General features: G+C 38.4%; 17 protein-coding genes. 13 read left to right on the top strand and 4 right to left on the bottom strand.

All coding sequences use genetic code 11. The features are described from left to right. Positions 1-173 precede the first annotated feature (173 nt). Positions 174-965 (top strand): pyruvate formate-lyase-activating protein, encoded by a 792-nt coding sequence (pflA, locus tag BR73_RS0120160; RefSeq protein ID WP_242860737.1) that lies wholly within the window; start codon positions 174-176, stop codon positions 963-965. A gap of 435 nt (positions 966-1400) precedes the next feature. Here the strand turns inward: pflA and BR73_RS0120155 are convergent, their stop codons facing one another. From BR73_RS0120155 to BR73_RS0120140, 4 genes are all read right to left on the bottom strand, one after another. Next, the gene (locus tag BR73_RS0120155) at positions 1401-2207 is read right to left on the bottom strand and encodes a Cof-type HAD-IIB family hydrolase (protein ID WP_033167740.1); all 807 of its coding nucleotides are present in this window, start codon (positions 2205-2207) and stop codon (positions 1401-1403) included. 23 nt (positions 2208-2230) lie between these two features. After that, positions 2231-3136, bottom strand: coding sequence for a diguanylate cyclase (locus BR73_RS0120150; protein ID WP_033167739.1), 906 nt, complete (start codon positions 3134-3136; stop codon positions 2231-2233). A gap of 247 nt (positions 3137-3383) precedes the next feature. Further along, positions 3384-3704 (bottom strand): putative heavy metal-binding protein, encoded by a 321-nt coding sequence (locus BR73_RS0120145; protein WP_033167738.1) that lies wholly within the window; start codon positions 3702-3704, stop codon positions 3384-3386. Between the two features lie 253 nt (positions 3705-3957). Further along, complete coding sequence (locus tag BR73_RS0120140) at positions 3958-5166, bottom strand: argininosuccinate synthase (RefSeq protein ID WP_033167737.1); 1209 nt, start codon at positions 5164-5166, stop codon at positions 3958-3960. A 533-nt stretch (positions 5167-5699) separates the two neighbouring features. On the opposite strand from BR73_RS0120140, the gene BR73_RS0120135 reads away from it, so the two are divergent. From BR73_RS0120135 to BR73_RS0120080, 12 genes are all read left to right on the top strand, one after another. Next, entirely contained in the window at positions 5700-6302 is a 603-nt protein-coding gene (locus BR73_RS0120135) for a Maf family protein (protein WP_033167736.1), read from the top strand. A 194-nt stretch (positions 6303-6496) separates the two neighbouring features. Continuing rightward, positions 6497-7717, top strand: coding sequence for a bifunctional glutamate N-acetyltransferase/amino-acid acetyltransferase ArgJ (gene argJ, locus BR73_RS0120130; protein ID WP_033168764.1), 1221 nt, complete (start codon positions 6497-6499; stop codon positions 7715-7717). 227 nt (positions 7718-7944) lie between these two features. Beyond that, positions 7945-8853, top strand: a complete 909-nt coding sequence (gene argB, locus BR73_RS0120125; RefSeq protein ID WP_033167735.1) for an acetylglutamate kinase — start codon at positions 7945-7947, stop codon at positions 8851-8853. A 289-nt stretch (positions 8854-9142) separates the two neighbouring features. Next, positions 9143-10321 (top strand): aspartate aminotransferase family protein, encoded by a 1179-nt coding sequence (locus BR73_RS0120120; protein WP_081848807.1) that lies wholly within the window; start codon positions 9143-9145, stop codon positions 10319-10321. A 331-nt stretch (positions 10322-10652) separates the two neighbouring features. Beyond that, a complete protein-coding gene (locus tag BR73_RS0120115) occupies positions 10653-11093 on the top strand; it encodes a DMT family transporter (RefSeq protein WP_033167733.1) in 441 nt (146 codons plus the stop codon). A gap of 135 nt (positions 11094-11228) precedes the next feature. Beyond that, positions 11229-11942, top strand: a complete 714-nt coding sequence (locus tag BR73_RS0120110) for a helix-hairpin-helix domain-containing protein (protein WP_051685441.1) — start codon at positions 11229-11231, stop codon at positions 11940-11942. Positions 11943-11984: 42 nt separating this feature from the next. Continuing rightward, entirely contained in the window at positions 11985-12671 is a 687-nt protein-coding gene (locus BR73_RS0120105; RefSeq protein ID WP_033167732.1) for a response regulator transcription factor, read from the top strand. Continuing rightward, positions 12628-14106: a HAMP domain-containing sensor histidine kinase gene (locus tag BR73_RS0120100; RefSeq protein ID WP_051685440.1), complete on the top strand. Its 1479-nt coding sequence runs from the start codon at positions 12628-12630 to the stop codon at positions 14104-14106. The genes BR73_RS0120105 and BR73_RS0120100 overlap by 44 nt, the downstream gene beginning before the upstream one ends. A gap of 79 nt (positions 14107-14185) precedes the next feature. Continuing rightward, the gene (locus BR73_RS0120095) at positions 14186-15274 is read left to right on the top strand and encodes a GerMN domain-containing protein (protein WP_033167730.1); all 1089 of its coding nucleotides are present in this window, start codon (positions 14186-14188) and stop codon (positions 15272-15274) included. A 93-nt stretch (positions 15275-15367) separates the two neighbouring features. Beyond that, positions 15368-17809: a DNA internalization-related competence protein ComEC/Rec2 gene (locus tag BR73_RS26855; protein ID WP_081848806.1), complete on the top strand. Its 2442-nt coding sequence runs from the start codon at positions 15368-15370 to the stop codon at positions 17807-17809. 267 nt (positions 17810-18076) lie between these two features. Next, positions 18077-18907 carry an undecaprenyl-diphosphate phosphatase gene (locus BR73_RS0120085; protein WP_033167729.1) on the top strand — a complete coding sequence of 277 codons (831 nt, stop codon included), beginning with the start codon at positions 18077-18079 and terminating at the stop codon, positions 18905-18907. A gap of 349 nt (positions 18908-19256) precedes the next feature. After that, positions 19257-20732 carry an extracellular solute-binding protein gene (locus BR73_RS0120080; protein WP_033167728.1) on the top strand — a complete coding sequence of 492 codons (1476 nt, stop codon included), beginning with the start codon at positions 19257-19259 and terminating at the stop codon, positions 20730-20732. Positions 20733-20786: the final 54 nt, after the last annotated feature.

The following is a 20786-nucleotide window of genomic DNA, read 5'->3' as shown; positions in this document are numbered from 1 at the left end:
CTATCATGTATATGGAAAATGTGTTATTTTAGATATTCAATGATAAATTCACGAAAAATGAATACAGGAATATCATAAACATATTTGATATCTGAAAAAAAGCTTTAATAAAGAATTTTATATGTAAATTTAATTTGTACCTGTGGTTCAAACTGGCAGATTAGGAGAAAGGCATGGTAATAAATATGAGTGCAGATACGAACAAAACAAATGATAATAGCAAAAAAATAAAAGAAATTACAGGGCGTGTGCATTCCGTAGAAAGTTGCGGAACAGTGGATGGACCAGGAGTCCGCTTTGTTGTTTTTATGCAAGGATGTCCATTGCGTTGCCAGTTCTGTCATAACCCGGATACCTGGGATACGGGGACGGGAACAATCTATAAACCGGATAATCTTATGAATGAGATCAGGAGATACAAATCCTATATGGCCTTTTCAGGAGGAGGAGTCACTTTTACTGGCGGAGAACCCCTGCTTCAGGCAGACTTCATACTGGAAATGAGTAAGAGGTGCAAGGAAGAGGGAATTTCAGTAGCTATCGATACCTCAGGTTATATATTTACCGAGAAAGTAAAGGAAGTACTTAAGTATTCCGATCTGGTGCTGCTGGATATAAAGAATTTTGACCCAACAGTTTATAATAAAGTAACAGGTGTAGATTTAGCCCCCACCCTTAAATTTCTTGAGTATACCAAAGAAATCGGAATTAATACCTGGGTACGTTATGTATTGGTGCCGGGACTTACGGATAATATTGAGTCCATAAGAGCACTTGCGGAGCATTTAAAGAGTTACACTAATGTTTCAAAGATTGAGTTACTTCCTTTTCATAAAATGGGAGAGTATAAGTGGAAAGAGCTTGGGTATGAATATAAGCTGTTTGACACCAATGAGCCAGATAAAAAGCTTGTAGAAGAAGTAAAAGAAATTTTTAGGTCAACAGGAATACCTCTTGCCAATTAAAGGTTTTAAATACATTTGTAAGAAAGGTTTAATAGACATGGAGCTTTATAACAAATCAATCAAACTGATAAGCTCCATGACCTGACTTGTGATAGATTTCACAAAGAGAAGGTCATGGAGCTTTTTTTTATTTTATATTAAAATTTGTAAACATGAAATTTTTATAAACGTAAGTTCTTGTAAACATAAATTTTTGTAAACATAAGTTCTTATAAATATAAGTTCTTGTAAACATAAATTTTTGTAAATATAAGTTCTTATAAATATAAGTTCTTATAAACATAAATTCTTATAAACATAAGTTCTAATAAACATAAGTCCTTATAAATATAAGTTCTTATAAACATAAATTTCTTGTAAACATAAATTCTTGTAAACATAAATTTCTTATAAGCATAACTTCTTATAAACATAAGTTCTTATAAGCATAAATTCTTATAACATAAATTCTTCAATTACATGAGCTATGCCGTCTTCATCATTGGATAAGGTGATATAATCTGCCTTGCTCTTAACGATTTCTTGGGCATTTGCCATGGCTACGCCCATTCCTGCATACTCAATCATTGAGATATCATTAAAACCATCACCACAGCTTATCATTTGCTCTCTGGAAAGACCAAGATGATCCAGAAGCTTACCGAGAGAAAAGGCTTTATCAATATTCTTTGGCATAATTTCCAGGAAGAAAGGTTCTGAACGGTAGATATTTAATAAATCATTAAAATGTTCCTTTAACCCTGGCTCTATTTGCCGTAAGATGTCTGGATCTCCGGTCATCAGACATTTGTTTATATCAAATTGTATATAGGAAGGAAAATCATCGATTTGTTTAATGGGAATACCGTTTATTCGTGATTCGATCTCCATATATTTGTCAATTGGTGAGTCTGTGATAACACAGTCGCCTTCATAGGAAAGTATACCAACGTTATTTTCTTTTGCCTTATTATGAAGAAAAGGAAGATAATCCCGGTCTAAAACCTGCTGGAATATAATCTCCCCATTTGAACAGTCTATTATTTTGGCACCATTAAAGGATAAAATATAACCCCCATATTCAGCCAGCCTAAGCTTCTTAGCCAGGGGCAGAATACCGGGTGTTGGTCTTCCGGATGCCAGTACAACCTTATGTCCTCTTTCCTGTACAGTCATAATGGACTGATAGGTCTTATCAGAGATTTCTTTTTTTGAATTGGTCAATGTTCCGTCAATATCAAGAACCAATATTTCGTAAGCCATTTGAAGTCCTTTCTAACATATGCCTAAGCAGGCTGATAGCTGATGCATAGATTCTTACCCAAAGATTTACCCTGGTATAATGCCTGATCAGCGCAGGTTATATTTCTTTCAACAGAAAGTGTTCTGTCATATTGTATAATTCCGCCGGTAATCGTGCAGTGGAAGTATACTCCTTCAAAAACAAATGTATATCTTTCAACCTCCCTGCGAAGCTTATCCGCAATTTTCAAAGCATCATTCATACTTATATCCTGAAGGAATACAAGGAATTCTTCCCCACCCCATCTGCTTGCGGTATCTTCTTCCCTGAGAATAAGTCTGAATATATTAGAGATACTCACTAAAACCATATCACCGGCGGTGTGGCCGTAGGTATCATTAATCGTCTTAAAATTATCTACATCAAACAGAATTAAGGCAAACTCAGAATTATCAGACTCTACATAATTATGAAGCTCCTCCATAAAATATCTCCGGTTATAGAGCTTCGTCAGATAATCTGTTATGGCCATTTCTTTGAGTTCCTTCATTAAATGCTGAAGTTCTCGCTGGCTTTTTACATTCTGCATATGAACTTTGACACGAGCTTTCAACTCTTCCGGAATAAAGGGTTTGGAGACGTAATCTGCTGCACCTACTTCGAAGCCATGAAGTACTGACTCGGAATCGTTATTTCCGGTTATAAAAATAATTGGTATATCTTTGGTTTCCTGAAAGCTTTTAAGGATTTTGCAGGTTTCATAACCATCTATACCAGTCATCATGATATCCAGTAATATCAATGTAGGTCGGATATTCTTAGCAATAGATATACTTTCCTCACCAGAATGGGCAATAGATATGTGCAATGACGGGGATTCAAGTATATCCTTTATTATTGTACATATTATCTCACTGTCATCAACTACCAAGATGGTATCTTTCTCCATAATAAATCTCCTTGCAGAATCGAAATAGCAGTACTGGAACCAGTAACTAATTTAATATTAAAGCATTTTGGTGAAAATTTCAACTTAATATAATATAAAATAAGAAAAATGTTGAGGGTTTTAAGGAATCAGCAAATTATTAGTCAATTTAAGGCTTTTTGAAGGGGATTTTATAATAAAGGCTGCCTTGGATTACCGCAAGCAATGCGGCTTTCTAAGGCAGCCCATGAACCGGAAGTCGTGTGTACTAATTTAACTTAACAGCAGTACCGGAAACGGTAACCATCAGCATTCCATTATCAGCGCCTAAAACTTCATAGTCAACATCAACTGCAACTACAGCATCAGCACCTAAGCTTCTGGCACGATCCTCCATTTCTCTTAAAGCATTCTGGCGTGCCTGAATCAGCTCATCCTCATAAGTTGAAGAACGACCACCAAAGAAATTAGAGAGTCCTGCTGCAAAATCTTTAATAAAGTTAACACCGGAAATTACTTCTCCGAATACAATTCCTTTGTACTCTGTAATTGTTCTTCCTTCGACAGTATTAGTAGTAGTTATAATCATATTCTCTCCCATCTGCATGCATTGGCATGCGAACAAAATCGAGGGAGTGAAAGGGTCTCTCTTTCACTCATGCTCTTAAATAAATAACCCAACCAGGGATTGACTGATAACTTATTGTCAAACCTGACCCAGGGTGTACCAGAATGATTAATTAAAAATAAGATTAACCTCACTGGCATTTTTTATACTGTTAATAATATAGTATGATCTTTAGAGCATTATGAGAGATATATTAATATTGTATTAAAATAAATTATTCCTTAATATTCTGCTGTTTCATAGCACGTACTTTTAAAGAGAGACCGAAGAGATTAATAAAGCCTTCGGCATCTTTATGGTTGTAAAGTTCTCCGGTCGTAAAGGAAGCGATGCTTTCATTATAAAGTGAGTACTCTGAAGTAGTTCCCTGTTTAATGATATTTCCTTTATAGAGTTTGAGCTTTACTTCTCCGGTAACGTACTCCTGGGTGGAGTCTATGAAGGCTTGCAAAGCTTCTCTTAAAGGTGTAAACCATTTTCCTTCGTATACCACATCCGCATATTTATCGCCGATTCCCTTTTTATAAGCCAGAGTATCCCTGTCTAAAATAAGCTCCTCTAAAGCAGTATGGGCTTCCATTAAGATTGTTCCGCCAGGTGTTTCATATACACCGCGGGACTTCATGCCTACAACCCTGTTTTCAACGATATCTACAATCCCTATTCCATGTTTTCCGCCAATCTCATTAAGCTTTTCAATGATCTCAGAAGCCTTTAATGCTTTGCCGTTTAATGCGGCAGGAATACCTTTTTCAAAGGAGATGCTTACTGTTTCACCGGTATCAGGTGCTTTCTCAGGTGATACCCCAAGTACCAGAAGGTGGTCATAGTCGGGAGCGTTGGCAGGATCCTCAAGTTCTAAGCCTTCGTGGCTGATATGCCAGAGATTTCTGTCACGGCTGTAGCTGTTATCAGCGGAGAAGGGAAGATCGATGCCGTGGTTTTTGCAATATTCAATTTCCTCTTCACGGGAGGAAATATCCCAGATTCGCCAAGGCGCGATAATTTTAAGGTCAGGGGCCAAAGCTTTAATACCAAGTTCAAAACGAACCTGATCATTACCCTTACCGGTAGCTCCATGACAGATAGCAGTAGCATTCTCTATTCTGGCTATTTCAACAAGGCGTTTTGCAATAACGGGCCTTGCCATGGAAGTTCCTAATAAATACTTGTTTTCATATACAGCACCGGCTTTTACACAGGGAATAACAAAGTCATCTACAAATTCTTCTACCACATCTTCAATGTAGAGCTTTACAGCACCGGAAGCTTTCGCTCTTTCCTCCAGGCCGTCAAGTTCGTTACCCTGTCCTACATCTATGCATACGCATACAACATCATAATCATAGTTCTCTTTTAACCAGGGTATAATTACAGTGGTGTCAAGACCTCCGGAATAAGCTAATATTACTTTCTCTTTCATATATGTGTCCTCCTGTTTTTTGAATTAAATTATTATAAATATACATCAAAATGTTAAATTATGCAATAGTATTTTGAAGAAAAATATTTGAGTTAAGAAGGGGAGTTTTTTAACATGGGGACGGTGAATTGAAGAAAGCAGAAAGAACTCATGCTTCAATTCCAAGGCATAAGAAGTCCTAATTCTCTGAAGTCTTTGTGCTGGTCATAATCTAAAACAGATAACTCGCTTCGCTCAGACAATCTGTTTTAGATTATAGCACAAAACCTTCAGAGAAAAGGACTTCTAATACCTTTCCATAGGCGCATTCGTTCTTTCTGCTTTCTTCAATTCGCCTGAAACTATGTGGAAGCGTGGGGGATAATACTTATTTAAAACAATAAGAAGGTAAAGTGTAAGAACTGCGATAATGATAGGTGCTTAAGAGAGCCTTCATGAATGTATCGAATGGACAAACTATTGAGCCGGTGATATAATTGGCAAAAAAAGTTACAAACAGAATAATAAGATGAATAATCAGAAAAGAGGTTTCTATGTATAAGATTATACTGGCATCCGGTTCACCAAGAAGAAAAGAAATATTAACACAGGCTGGGGTAGATTTTGAAGTGATCGTGAGCAATGTTTCAGAAGAGTCTGATGAGAAAGATCCAGCATTACTGGTGGAAGATCTTGCTGCCATTAAGGCGGCAGCTATTGAGCAGGAAATAACAGCAGATTATGGAAAAGTTCTTATATTAAGTGCAGATACACTTGTATTTTTAGAGGGTATACCTTTGGGAAAACCGAAAGATAAAGAGGATGCATTCCGGATGTTGAGAAATCTTTCTGGCAGAGCCCATGAAGTTTATACAGGTGTTTCTGTTATCATAAAGGAAGCAGAAGGAGAAAGAAAGCAATTGATCTTTCATCAGAGAAGCATAGTAAAGGTTGCAGAGTTAACAGACAAGGAGATTGATAATTACCTGGCAACTGGAGAAGCCTTTGATAAAGCCGGTGCCTATGGGATTCAGGGTAGCTTTGCAATTCATATTGAAGGAATTGAGGGTGAATATTATAACATAGTCGGACTGCCTATTTCTAAAATCTATCATGAGCTTTTAAAGGAAGGTATTGATATCGTAAATAATTTTTAAGTTAGGTATTGCATAATAATTTATAGATGTGTATAATTATAAATCAGTTACAGGATATAATTCCTGAGATGAAGGCTTTAGGAAGCTTTCATATTTATATTATGCATTTATATTCTTCCAACAGACTAATGCAGGGTAAGGAGAAAATGCTTAAGGACATCACATGGAAGAGATATGTGGGAATGGAGGAAGTTATGGAAATTATAAAAGGAGGAGTAACTGCTCCCAAAGGATATAAAGCAGCGGGTATCTATGCAGGTATTAAGAAGAAGAAAAAAGATATGGCACTGGTGTACAGTACTGTATCTGCAAATGCCGCCGGAACTTTCACTACGAACCTGGTTAAGGCAGCTCCCGTCATCTGGGATATTAATATCGTGGAGAAATTTGGGAAAGGTCGTGCAGTGGTATTGAACAGCGGTGTAGCCAATGCCTGTACCGGTGAATTAGGAACCTTGAACAATGAAAAAATGGCTGTTTTTATGGCAGAGGAGCTTGGGCTTAAGAAAGAAGAAGTCTTAACTGCCTCAACAGGTGTTATCGGTAAACAGCTTCCCATTGATATAATCGGTGAGGGCTGCAAGCTTTTAGCGGCTAATATGGGTGAAGAGACAGAGTATGGTGATTTAGCGGCAGAAGCTATAATGACTACGGATACTTTTGCAAAGCAGTATGCAGTGTCTTTTGTTATTGATGGGATAACCGTCACCTTAGGGGGGATGGCAAAAGGTTCAGGTATGATCCATCCTAACATGGCGACCATGCTTGGTGTTATTACCACTGACCTTGCCATCAGCAAGGAGCTGCTGTTAACAGCCATCAGAGAGGATGTAAAGGACAGTTTTAATATGGTGTCCGTTGACAGGGATACCTCTACAAATGACTCTCTAATTATATTAGCCAACGGCCTTGCAGGGAATAAGGAAATCACAGCAGAAGATGGTAATTATAAGCTTTTTACTCAGGCACTTCGTAAGGTGACCACTGAATTATCAAAAATGATGGCAGCTGATGGTGAAGGTGCTACCAAATTATTTGAATGTACGGTTAAGGGTGCTGACAGCAAAGACCAGGCAGTAATCCTAAGCAAATCCATTATAACCTCTAACCTTGTAAAGACCGCCGTATACGGTAACGATGCCAACTGGGGCAGAATCCTTTGTGCTATGGGGTATGCAGGAGTAACTTTTGATCCGGATAAAGTTGATCTTTTTATAGAAAGCTCTGCCGGTACTCTTAAACTCGTCGAAAATGGAATGGCAACAGATTACAGTGAAGAGACCGCGACTGAAATATTAAAGCAAAAGGAAGTGAAAGCCATTGCAAATATTAAGAGCGGCTCTTGTGAAGCCACAGCCTGGGGCTGTGATCTTACAGACGGTTACATCAAAATAAACGCAGATTACCGTTCATAATATGTCCTGCAATAAATAACGGTAAAGGTTATAATATATGGTGCAATAAATAACAGTAAAGGCTATAATATGTCCTGCAATAAATAACAGTAAAGGCTATAATATGTCCTGCAATAAATAACAGTAAAGGTTATAATATGTCCTGAAATAAATAATTGCGAAGATTGTATCTTAGAAGAAACGTATCATAAAACGAAAGCAGACAGAGGCTTTCATCAGAAAGGAATATGCATATGGAACCCATGGATCAGATACTTATAAAAGCGCAGACCCTCATTGAAGCGCTTCCCTATATACAGAAATTTAATAAAAAGAAGGTTGTAGTTAAGTACGGCGGCAGTGCAATGCTTGATGAAGAGCTTCAGTTAAATGTGATAAAGGATGTGGCTCTGCTGAAGCTTATCGGAATGCAGCCTATCATCGTTCACGGTGGCGGAAAGGAAATTTCAAAGTGGGTGAGCCTGCTGGGACATGAATCCACTTTTGTAGAAGGCTTGCGTGTTACAGATGAGCAGACAATGGAAGTTGCGGAAATGGTCCTTGGCAAGGTAAATAAGAACCTGGTTCAGATGATTGAAAAGCTTGGAGTTAAAGCGGTTGGTATAACCGGTAAAGACGGCTCCACCCTGAAAGTGGAAAAGAGATATGTAAACGGTCAGGACATCGGATTTGTGGGAAATATTACGGAAGTTTCAGCTGACTTAATCAATACCCTTATTGATAACAATTTCATACCTGTTATTGCACCTATTGGGCTGGATGATGATTACCATGCTTATAATATCAATGCAGATGATGCGGCCTGTGCCGTTGCAACAGCTATTGGAGCTGAGAAACTGGCATTCCTTACTGATATAGAAGGCGTCTATACAGATCCGGCTGATAAAGATACACTAATCTCCGTACTGACCCTTGAAAAAGCAGATGAACTTATTCAGGAGGGTTTTATAGGAGGCGGAATGCTTCCCAAATTAAAGAATTGCATTGACGCAGTAAGGGGCGGAGTATCCAGAGTACATATACTGGACGGAAGAATGGAACACTGTCTGCTTCTGGAGTTCTTTACCAACAGGGGAATAGGAACTGCGATTATTAACAATGAAAGTATATTGTTTGAACATGAAATGTCGAAATAAAACCAAAAGTAAGCTTGAAAGAAATACACTTTCAACCGCAAATTTGTGCTGGGAATTCCTGGGCAAGAATTCAGATGAAACAATGTTTAAGCACAAAGTTTAAGCACAAAGTTTAAGCACAAAGTTTAAGCACAAAGTTTAAGCACAAAGTTTAATGCACAAAGTTTAATACACAAAGCTTAATGTACAAAATTTAATGCACAAAATTTAATGAACCAAAATTAAATGACAAAATTCAGATGTACAAAATACATATGCACAAAATTCAGATGCAGGGATGGAGGATAAGATGGAGGATTACATTAAGGAAGCCGAAGAACTGTTAATGCACACTTATTCCAGATATAAGATTATTCTGGATAAAGGAGAAGGTGTTTATCTGTATGATATTAACGGAAAGAGATATCTGGATTTTGGTGCCGGAATTGCAGTATTTGCTCTTGGCTACGGAAATGAAGAATACAATACTGTATTGAAGAACCAGATTGATAAGCTGCTGCATACCTCGAATTATTTCTACAATGTACCGTCAATTACAGCAGCAGATAAGTTAGCCAAAGCCTCGGGAATGGACAGAGTGTTCTTTACCAACAGCGGTACAGAAGCCATTGAAGGGGCTATAAAGCTGGCCAGAAAATATTATTATAAGAAGCACGGTACAGGCGATAGTCAGATTATAGCCCTGAACAATTCTTTTCACGGCAGGAGCATGGGGGCATTATCTGTAACAGGTCAGCCTAAGTACAGAGAAGCTTTTGAACCTCTCATTGGCGGAGTAGTATTTGCTGACCTGAATTCCATAGAGGATATAAAGAGTAAAATTAACGATAAAACCTGTGCAATCCTGCTGGAGCCCATTCAGGGAGAAGGTGGTGTAAATCCCGCCGGTTCAGAGTATCTGCAGTTTATCAGAAAGCTCTGTGATGAAAAGGATATTCTGCTGATCTTTGATGAAATTCAATGTGGTATGGGTAGAACCGGAGAAATGTTTGCCTGGCAGGGGTATGGCGTAAAGCCTGATATTTTAACCAGCGCGAAGGCTCTTGGCTGCGGTGTCCCCGTGGGAGCTTTTGCAGCAAATGAAAAGGCTGCTTCTGCATTTGAACCGGGAGATCATGGTACTACTTATGGCGGTAATCCTTTTACTGCAGCAGCTGTTAATGCGGTATTCGACCAGTACGAGAAACTTGATCTGCTTCATCATGTGAAGGAAGTATCCGTGTATCTGGAAGAGAAACTTGAGGAACTTGTTAAGTCCTATGAAGGAATCAAGGAGAGAAGAGGTAAAGGACTCTTACAGGGACTTGAGTTTCATTATCCTGTCAAAGAGATTATTGCCAAAGCAATGGAGGAACATCTGATACTCTTTTCAGCAGGCAATAATGTATTGAGATTTGTTCCACCTTTAATTATAACAACAGAACAGATTGATGAGATGATCGATATCCTGAAAAAAATCATTGAATAATGTGTAAATAATCCCATATCGGTAAAGACTAATTAATAGCAAAAGGGCTGTTGCATTCTTAACAATGTTGCGGTAAGAAGCCTTTTGGCTTTTCTTCACACACCGGCTGAAAGACACATTACCAATTTCGTGTGCTATAACTAATAAAAACAATTCGTTTTTAGCACACAAAATTGGTAACATGTCTTTCAGTTAGTGCAATAAAGGAAAGCCAAGAGGCTTATTTCCGCCTTACATTCATTTTGCAGCAGTCCTTTTTTTAAACACTTCTTAAAATTTACTGTTTTTCTGATAGAAGCAGTATGGATAAAGGAAAGGAAGAATTAGCGATATGGGATTATTCGGATTCTTAATGGCGATTATTTCAGGTGCTCTTATGAGTATTCAAGGAGTATTTAATACCGGTGTAACCAAACAGACAAGCGTATGGGTGGCTTCAAGCTTTGTTCAGTTTACTGCATTTATAGTCTGCATGATTGCCTGGTATGTAACAGGACGAGAGGGGAGCTTTTCAGGACTGTTTAAAATTGACAGCAAATATATGCTTCTGGGAGGTGCCATCGGAGCTTTTATCACTTTTACCGTTATAAAGAGTGTCGGTACTCTTGGACCGGCAAAAGCAATTATGGTAATTGTCACCTCCCAGCTCATTGTAGCATATCTTATTGAACTTCTTGGAATATTCGGAGCTGATAAGGTGGACTTTCAGTGGAGGAAGCTGATTGGTGTAATCCTTGTAATTGGTGGTATTTTAACCTTTAAATGGGAGTAATTTTTACGATTTTCTTAAACTTTTATTCTTTTCAAAATACCTATTGTAATCCAATTGGTAATTAGGTAGAATGATAACATGCAGATGTATTGAGGATACAGTTTGTAGGCCTTTCCTGAAAGGAAAGGTGTAAACATGAAATACAAAAAGTATATAAAAGCAGGTCTTATCGCTGTTTTTCTTATTCTGACCGGAGTTATCTACAGTTGTCAGAGAGCAGGAAGCAATCAGCAGAGCAGTACTCTAGGCACTCCGATTAATTTAGCAGAGGGCAGTTCACCAGAATCCCAAACAGACTTACAGGCAGAAACTCAGAAAGAAACCGGGGAAGCTGCAGAAGAAATACAGGAACAGGAGAGTGCTCCACAGCAGGAAACACAGATTTATTACGTGCATTTATGCGGTGCTGTAAGGAATCCTGGAGTTTATGAAGCAACAAAAGCTACCAGAGTATATGAGCTGGTTCAGTCAGCCGGAGGTTTTACGAAAGAGGCGGATGAGAATTATGTCAATCAGGCAGCAAATGTTGAAGATGGACAGCAGATATACATTCCTACCAGGGAAGAAGTTCAAAAAGGTAGCGAGAAGGTTACCCTTACAGGCAGAAATAGTACTGCCAGCCCAGATAATGCAGGAGAAGATACCAATAAGACAGGCAAAGTAAATATTAATACTGCAACAAAAAGTGAGCTGTGCACCCTGCCCGGAATAGGCGAGGTCAAGGCCGGCAGTATCATAGACTATAGGACAAACCACGGTGAGTTTCAAAGTATTGAAGAATTGAAGCAAATCGAAGGAATAAAAGATGCAGTTTATAATAAAATCAAGGATATGATAGAAGCAAAATAGGCATAAGCCTTTTGGAAAATGTGATTGGAATAGGTGATAAGCGTGGGAAAAAAAGTACTTGTTGTTGATGATGAGAAATTAATTGTAAAGGGAATCCGCTTCAGCCTTGAGCAGGACGGCATGGAAGTTGACTGTGCTTATGATGGGGAGGAAGCTCTGGAAGCAGCGAAGAAGAAGGAGTATGATGTGGTACTTTTGGATGTCATGCTGCCTGTTATGACCGGGTTTGAAGTATGTCAGCAGATCAGAGAGTTCTCAAGCATGCCGATTATCATGCTTACAGCCAAAGGTGATGATATGGATAAAATTCTTGGTCTGGAATACGGAGCAGATGATTATATTACGAAACCCTTTAATATACTTGAAGTCAAGGCCAGAATAAAAGCCATTATGCGCCGCAGCACCAAGCAGAACGCGGAAGTTCAGGCGAAGGTGGTAGTATTCGGCGATTTAAAGATAGACTGCGAGAGCAGAAGGGTATATGTAAATAACAAAGAAGTAAATTTAACTGCTAAAGAGTTTGATTTGCTGGAGCTATTAATCTTCAATCCCAACAAAGTCTACAGCAGGGAAAACTTACTGAATACCGTATGGGGATATGATTATCCCGGAGATGTCAGAACAGTGGATGTGCATATTAGAAGACTTCGTGAGAAGATAGAGGATAATCCAAGCGAACCTAAATATGTACATACAAAATGGGGTGTTGGCTATTTTTTCCAAAATTAAAGAAAAATTCTGGTTTATTAAAAGCATGAGAGTGCATGCACTCCTTGCACTTTTTATTATAGGAGTTATCCCTTTATTGTTCTTCTCCTGGGAGATCTTAAATACCTATGACAAGACAGCTTTGGAGCAAAAGAAATCGGAAATGCAGAGTCAGGGCAGTTCTTTAGCGAATCTTTTGACGTCTTCCGGTTATTTAACGGATTCTACGCTGGCAGAAGTGAATACAGAGATATTGCGTATTGCAAGCCTCTATGAAGGCCGTATCATGGTAATTGACAGTAAACTGAATATATTAAAGGACACCTACGGAATAGAAGATGGCAATATAATTATTTCAGAAGATGTAATAAAGTGCTTAAAAAGCAGCAATAGCATCTACCGCAGTAACGGGGATTATTATATAGAAATGATAGTGCCTATCACCTATTCCTCTGCCAAAGAGAATACAACCTCTAAGGAGAGCGTAGGTGTTGTTCTGATGAACTTTTCTACAAAAAATGTCCAGAGTATTCATACGGTATTGTATAGAAAAACAACAGTTCTTTTTGTTACGACTATCACATTAATTCTGGTATATGCATTTTTTTATTCCGGTGTCTTTACGAAACCTTTCCTGAATCTAAAGAAAGCAATCGGGCACCTGACAGAAGGGTATATGGATGATGAAGTCAAGGTGGACGGGTTTTATGAGGTACAGCAGATCTCCCAGTCCTTGAATCAGATGCTTCAGAGAATTAAGAATCTTGAAAATTCCAGACAGGAATTTGTGTCTAATGTATCCCACGAATTGAAGACTCCGCTGACTTCTGTAAAGGTTCTGGCCGATTCCCTTCTAATGCAGGAAGGTGCTTCTCCTGAACTATATAAAGAATTTCTGGTGGATATTGCGGAAGAGATAGAACGAGAGAATAAGATTATCAATGATTTGCTGGCCCTTGTCAAACTTGATAAAGCTGCCAGTGATATGAATATCAATGCTATTAAAATCAATGATTTACTGGAAGTGGTGTTAAAGCGGCTTCGTCCAATAGCAAAGAATAGTAATATTGAGTTGATTTATGAGAGTTACCGTCCGGTAATTGCCGAAGTGGATGAAGTAAAATTATCCCTGGCTTTCTCTAATCTCATTGAGAATGCGGTGAAGTACAATGTGGAAGATGGCTGGGTAAGAGTATCCTTAAATGCTGACCATAAATATTTCTACGTAAAGGTATCAGACTCAGGAATTGGAATTCCAGAGGAAGCCCAGGACTCCATTTTTGACCGTTTCTATCGTGTAGATAAGGCAAGGTCAAGAGGTACCGGTGGTACAGGTTTAGGACTTGCGATTACAAAGAATGCTGTCCATATGCATAAGGGGGCCATTAAGGTCTATAGCAAAGAAAATGAAGGCACCACCTTTACTGTACGTATTCCAATAAACTATATTGCATAAGAAAGACCAGCCTTCCAGGAATCATCATCATATTAACATTAGAAGGCAGTGTCAGAGCATTTGCAGAGCAGGTAAAAAGATGAATATATTCAAAGAAAGATCACTTGAAAATAGAATAGCTGAAAATCAAGCCTTACGGTATCACGTAACTTATCCCGCAAAGTGGAATGTCAAGGCCGGAAGAGGCAGAACCAGGTCAAACCCTTTCAGCAGAACGTGGAGAAAACATCCTTTGTTCTTTCTGTTTCTGGTTGTATTACTGCTGGCCGGATGCAGTGAAGGACAGGAGGACAAGAATAAGACTGCGGAGGAAGAGGGGCCTTTTGTATACTACATTGATAAATCAGAGACCAAAATAGTTCCTGTTAAATATACACCTACTGAAAATACCAAGGATAATCTTGTAAAAGAGTTTTTAGAGGTATTGTCAACGGAGTCTGACGATATAACCCTAAAGAGGGCAATACCGGAAGGACTGAGGATAAAAGCGACCTTTAGTGACAGTGGAGGACTCAGCCTTTATTTTAATGCTGCTTATAATAATTTGACGGGTATTACAGAAGTTCTAACCAGAGCGTGTATAATCAAAACTCTGTGTCAGATAAAGGGAGTAGAAGATATTGCTTTTTATGTTGACGGGTCACCGCTATATGGAACAAATGGAAAACCCATTAATTTTATGAAAGCAGATGATTTTATTGATGGCAGCGGTGCGGAAAACATTAATGTAACCATATATTATGCCAATGCAGCGGGAGACGGCTTAGTAGCTTCCAACCGTACTATTATATATACAGAGAACATACCGCCAATCGAAAAAGCCATTATTGACCAGCTGCTTAATGGACCGGAAATACCAAACGAGCCCGTTGATCCTACCATGAAAAAAAGTCTTCCTGCTGGAACAGAGTTGCTTAAGGTAACTACCAAAGATGGAATATGTTATGTGGATTTCAATGAAAAATTTCTGGATAAGGTTCCGGGAGTGAACCCAGAGGTAGTATTATATTCTGTAGTTAATTCCCTGGACGAATTATCAACTATAAACAAAGTACAATTTACAATAAACGGATCTCCCAAAAAGATCTTTCAGGACGATATTGCCTTTGACGGAGGCTTTGAGAGGAATCTGGATTTATTGGAAGAGGATAGGAGTGAAAGAAAATAATAAATTGAAAGGATGTCACGCCAGGATTCTTTCACTTCTTATTATTTGTGGCAGTATCGCAGGCAGGCCTGTGATATGCAATGGGTATAAATAATGAATACGAAGAGGCCGTTAGTCTGGCTTTTAGCATCATACCTGGCAGGGATTGGAATGTTTCAATTATCCCTGCCCTTAGTGTATGGAGGAAGCATAGTTTTAATGATAACAGTACTGTGGTGGTTGTTCCATAAGAAAGCACCAAAACAGCGTTTCTATAATTATTATTTTCTTCTGTTGCTGCCGGTTTTGTTCGCCACAGGATATCTGCGCATGGACCAACAAATAAAAGCACCTCCGGCGGATAAGGAATTTACCCTTAAAACCAATGCTATAGCAGAAGGGGTTATAAGCCTTGTAGAGGAAAATGATAACTATACAAGAATAACCCTAAAGAAATCCCAACTTTCCTTAGGTAATAACAATTATACAAATCTTAAACTACTGGTATATACAGATGAAGGAAAGAAATATATAATCGGAAACAAAGTCTATATCGCCGGTACGCTGATAAAATTTACCAAAGCCTCTAATCCCGGTCAATTCAATGAATATCTTTATTATCAATCTAAAAATTATGATTATAAATTCTATGCAGACTCTGCAGTCATATCCGGCGTAAAAACCAATTCTTATTATCAAACTCTTTACACTATCAGAAAACAGCTGACAGATACTTATTATAAATTATTACCAGAGAAAAATGCAGGTGTACTTACAGCTATGATGTTAGGTGATACCAGCTATCTGGAGGAGGACATAAAAGAATTATACCGTGAAAATGGCATCTCCCACATACTGGCAATTTCAGGCCTGCATATATCCTTGTTGGGCCTCACTCTTTATAAAATCTTTCGAAAAATACATATGCCGCTCTTTCCAGCCACGGCAATATCTTTATTTTTCTTATATTCTTATGGAATATTAACAGGCTTTAGTGTATCGACCAATAGAGCGGTTGTTATGATGACGGTATACATGGCAGCAGTTCTTGCCGGCAGAACCTATGACCTTTTATCCGGAATGGCAGCCAGTGCCCTGATAATTCTTCTGCAAAGCCCACTGGATATAACCAGTGCTGGTTTCCTGCTATCTTTTGGAGCAGTTATTGGTATTGGTACCGTTTATCCAGCTTTCTGTAAGGCATTATTAAAAGAGAAAAAGGCGGAGCAGAAAAAGCTATCACCGAATCTGAAGCTATCCTCTCGTGAGAACTTAAGGAGAATTTATGAAGAAACTATGTTTTACCTTTGGAATAACATATTAATTCAGACGCTATTATCCAGTTTAAGTGCACAGCTTATTCTTTTACCGGTGCTTTTATGGTTCTTTTATGAAATTCCTGTTTATTCTCCCATAATCAATCTCTTAATTATCCCGGTATCCTCCCTGTTAACAATTCTTGCTTTCCTTGCCGTACTAATAGGTTGTGTCAGTATTCCTGCCGGTGTATTTCTTATGGGAGGGGTTAATTATATCCTGGTATTTTATGAAGCTGTGTGCAGTATAGGTGCAAGTTTGCCAGGGAAAAGCATTCTGACAGGAAGACCGGGGGTGATAACCATAGCTTCCTTTCTCCTTCTGCTAACACTCTTTATCAGATGCAACAAGCAAAAAGGACGAAGAATAAGTCTGCTCCTTATGATACCTATGCTATTATTATTAATTCCACAACCGGCAAACAATCTTCAGGTGACCTTTCTGGATGTGGGACAGGGAGATGGAATCGTAATTCAGCTGCCGGGTAAGACAACAATTATGATAGACGGAGGAAGTTCCAGCGTAAAGAAGCTGTCAAAATACCGGTTGGAACCATTCTTAAAATATCAGGGAGTCAGTGTAATCGATTATGCCATTGTCACCCATGGTGACGCAGACCATTACTCAGGAGTCTTAGAATTCTTAGAGGAGGATTATAAGGGGAGTATACGAATAAAGAATCTATTATTACCGGGAGTAGATCTAAAGGATGAAACCTACGCTAACCTTATTAAGAAAGCAGGTAATTTAGGGGTAAGGATAGCTGTATTAAATACAGGAGGCACCTTAAGCCTTAAAGGCGTAAGTATCAAATGCCTATGGCCGGATAAGGATTTTGAATCAGGTGCAGATAAAAACAGTCATTCTGTTGTATTAAGCCTGAAGTACGGTGAATTTGATCTGCTGCTTACCGGTGATTTGGAGGGAGAAGGAGAGGAGCGGATTATTGAACATTTTACTGAAGCCGGTTCAACGGTAACTGCTTTAAACGGTTATGAGGTTCTAAAAGTTGCTCATCATGGCTCTAAGTATTCTACAAGCAGTGAATTTCTCAAGGTAGTATCACCATTATACTCGATTATCTCTAGTGGAATGGATAATTCTTATGGACATCCCCATGCAGAAACCGTTACAAGACTAAAGGAGAGTGGCAGCCAGATACTAAAAACTACTGATAGCGGAGCCATTACTATTATAACAGATGGCAAAAGTATGAAGCTGGAGGAGTGGCTTCGGTAAATAATTATATAGAAGATTTCATGAATAAATGTCAGTACCGTGAAATATAAGAATTTATTAAGAACTTTTTCCTGTTAGTAAACTGCCATTTATGTTATAATATACCTTATCGTAATTCTGTTAGATAATCGCAGAACCGGCAGTGAGTCATATTTCTGCCTGTTTCATTATGTGAGCATCCTGGATTTCATTTATCTGACAGAATACTTTTAATAGGGTATACCATTTAAAATGGCACGAAAAAAAGGAGGAAGGCAAGGTAAAGAAATGGATTTTTTAGAAATATTAAAAGTTATATTTTATGGAATTGTGGAAGGAATTACAGAATGGCTTCCTATCAGTAGTACTGGGCATATGATATTGGTTGAGAAGGTCATGCCGCTTAATGTAAGTTATGAATTTATGGAAATGTTCAGGGTGGTAATCCAGCTTGGAGCTATTTTTGCAGTTTTGGTTCTATATTGGAATAAGATCTTCCCTTTTCAACTAAAGGATAAAAATAAATCCATCATTAAAATGGATATTATGAATATGTGGTTTAAGATAGTGGTTGCTATTATACCTGCCGGTGTTATTGGCACCCTTTGGGATGATGATATTGACAGAATGTTCTACAATTATGTAACAGTTGCAGTAACTCTGATTGTTTATGGTATCCTTTTTATTTTTATTGAAAACAGGAACAAAAAGGGTAATTTTAAAATTACCAGCTTGCATCAGATAACTTATCAGACTGCTATTATCATAGGTTTATTTCAGGTTCTGGCTTTAATCCCCGGAACCTCCAGATCAGGGGCTACCATACTTGGTGCAATTTTAATTGGTGTATCCAGAGAAATAGCAGCTGAGTTCACATTTTTCCTGGCTATTCCCGTTATGTTTGGGGCAAGCTTAATAAAAATGATAAAGTTTGGATTTGACTTTTCCGGAAATGAGATTTTAGTACTTGTCCTGGGAATGCTGTCAGCTTTCGTGGTATCCATAATCGCAATCAAATTCCTTATGGGATATATCAAGAAGCATGACTTTAAAGCCTTTGGTATTTACCGTATTGTATTAGGTATTCTGGTATTGGCATATTTCCTGGTAATTCACTAATATAAAAAGTTAATGATTCTGGAATATAGGTATAGGCAAAGAAACGGTACAGAAGTATCGTTTCTTTTTTTGTAACAATAGAATTTTGTAACAATAAAATATGGGACGATTTATCATGTTAGAGTGACGAAATAGAAGACATGAATTCTTTCTGCTGCAGATGTTTTTAGAAAAAAATACCCTTTGCAGGGCAATATACACAACAGTAAAATATAAATAAAACCTATTGACAACAAAATACACAACTGCTATAATGAGTTTAACGTTAAACCAACAACGTACTATTTTTTTACATAACAAGTTTAACGTAAAACTATATAAGAACCTACAATAAGGAAGGGGAACATTTATGAAAAAAACGAAAAGACTTGTAAGTTTGCTCCTGTGTTTTTTACTGGTTGCAACCATGTTAGCTGGCTGTAAGAAAGATAACAACACAACAGACACCAGTTCTGACAACAACACTCCGGAAGCAACAAAAGAAGCAACAGCTACAGAAGCAGCAGCAACAGAAGCTCCTGCCGAGAACTTTGAACTTAAGCTTGGCATCTGGCCGGAGGACACTTTAACAGATGATATTAAGCTTCATGAAGGATATGTTAAGACTTTTAACGAGACACATCCTAATGTAGAGGTAGTACCCGCTTATTACAAATATGCAACTGATACCTTTGTTTCTCTTGCAGAATCAGGCAACCTGCCTACTATTTTTGAGACCTGGTATACAGAACCCCAGAAATTAATTAACGGTGGTTTCGTAGCAGATATCACAGAAGAGTTAAAAGCAAGAGGCTGGGATACAGCAATGAATCCCTCCATCCGCGAGCTGTTATCCAAAGATGGAAAGATCTATGGAATTCCCCGTGATGGTTATGCACTTGGTATGATGGTTAATATCGAGCTTTTTGAAGAAGCCGGTTTAGTAGATGAGAACGGATATCCTAAATATCCCAAGACTTGGGAAGAACTTGCCCAGACAGCTAAGATCATCAAAGAGAAGACAGGTCAGGCCGGCCTTTGCCTTTTAGCAAAGGATAATGCAGGCGGCTGGCATTTCAGTAATATTGCCTGGAACTTCGGTGCAACTTTAACACTTGAAAAAGACGGTAAATTCGTAGCAAATGTAAATTCTCCTGAAGCCATTGCAGCTATGGAATATGTAAAGTCCTTGAAATGGGAATATGACGTACTTACTCCCGATCCTACCAATGAAGATTGGGGAACTGGTTTTGTAAACTTAGGAACAGGAACAGCTGCTATGTACATAGCTGCCAACGATGCAGTAAATCAGCCTACACAGGTTAATGGCCTTCCAGCAGATAAACTTGCCATAGTGCCTATGCCTGCGGGTCCCGGAGGACAGTATTCCTTATCCGGCGGTACTCCTTACATGTTCTCAAAGGATGCTACACCTGAACAGATCAATGCTGCTCTTGATTACCTTGAGATCATGGGTAAAGCACCTGTTGCAACAGATGCTGCCATTGCCGGTATGAAAGCTGATGCTCAGAATAAGATTGATAACAATGTACCTGTAATCCCTCGTTTCCCTTGCTGGGTTGACCAGAAGGTACTGGATGCAGAAGCTGCTGTAACCAATGAATTCAATAACGTTGATATGAATCTGTTCAATGATTATTTCAATATCATTAAAACGGATGGTAATTTAAGACTGGAAGAGCCCGGTTCTGCTCAGGATTTATATTCTGAACTTACCAAAGTGCTTCAGGCGGTTATCACAGACAAGAATGCAGATGTAGCTTCCCTTATGCAGACTGCTAATGATAACTATCAGAAATTACTTGATGAAAATGTAAATAAATAGTAAACATAACTTAAACAAAGCTGATGGGGATCTTGTGTAAGATGCCCATCAGCT

This window comes from Clostridium sp. KNHs205, assembly GCF_000702945.1.
In the GTDB taxonomy this organism is placed as follows: domain Bacteria; phylum Bacillota; class Clostridia; order Lachnospirales; family Lachnospiraceae; genus Anaerocolumna.
Note: the sequence above shows the minus strand (reverse complement) of the source record. Positions and strands in the feature narration are given on the sequence as shown.

Excerpts from the sequence above, each read along its gene's own strand:
- pflA (WP_242860737.1), top strand. The coding sequence starts at position 174 with ATGGTAATAAATATGAGTGCAGATACGAACAAAACAAATGATAATAGC.
- BR73_RS0120155 (WP_033167740.1), bottom strand. The coding sequence starts at position 2,207 with ATGGCTTACGAAATATTGGTTCTTGATATTGACGGAACATTGACCAAT.
- BR73_RS0120150 (WP_033167739.1), bottom strand. The coding sequence starts at position 3,136 with ATGGAGAAAGATACCATCTTGGTAGTTGATGACAGTGAGATAATATGT.
- BR73_RS0120145 (WP_033167738.1), bottom strand. The coding sequence starts at position 3,704 with ATGATTATAACTACTACTAATACTGTCGAAGGAAGAACAATTACAGAG.
- BR73_RS0120140 (WP_033167737.1), bottom strand. The coding sequence starts at position 5,166 with ATGAAAGAGAAAGTAATATTAGCTTATTCCGGAGGTCTTGACACCACT.
- BR73_RS0120135 (WP_033167736.1), top strand. The coding sequence starts at position 5,700 with ATGTATAAGATTATACTGGCATCCGGTTCACCAAGAAGAAAAGAAATA.
- argJ (WP_033168764.1), top strand. The coding sequence starts at position 6,497 with ATGGAAATTATAAAAGGAGGAGTAACTGCTCCCAAAGGATATAAAGCA.
- argB (WP_033167735.1), top strand. The coding sequence starts at position 7,945 with ATGCATATGGAACCCATGGATCAGATACTTATAAAAGCGCAGACCCTC.
- BR73_RS0120120 (WP_081848807.1), top strand. The coding sequence starts at position 9,143 with ATGGAGGATTACATTAAGGAAGCCGAAGAACTGTTAATGCACACTTAT.
- BR73_RS0120115 (WP_033167733.1), top strand. The coding sequence starts at position 10,653 with ATGGGATTATTCGGATTCTTAATGGCGATTATTTCAGGTGCTCTTATG.
- BR73_RS0120110 (WP_051685441.1), top strand. The coding sequence starts at position 11,229 with ATGAAATACAAAAAGTATATAAAAGCAGGTCTTATCGCTGTTTTTCTT.
- BR73_RS0120100 (WP_051685440.1), top strand. The coding sequence starts at position 12,628 with ATGTACATACAAAATGGGGTGTTGGCTATTTTTTCCAAAATTAAAGAA.
- BR73_RS0120095 (WP_033167730.1), top strand. The coding sequence starts at position 14,186 with ATGAATATATTCAAAGAAAGATCACTTGAAAATAGAATAGCTGAAAAT.
- BR73_RS26855 (WP_081848806.1), top strand. The coding sequence starts at position 15,368 with ATGAATACGAAGAGGCCGTTAGTCTGGCTTTTAGCATCATACCTGGCA.
- BR73_RS0120085 (WP_033167729.1), top strand. The coding sequence starts at position 18,077 with ATGGATTTTTTAGAAATATTAAAAGTTATATTTTATGGAATTGTGGAA.
- BR73_RS0120080 (WP_033167728.1), top strand. The coding sequence starts at position 19,257 with ATGAAAAAAACGAAAAGACTTGTAAGTTTGCTCCTGTGTTTTTTACTG.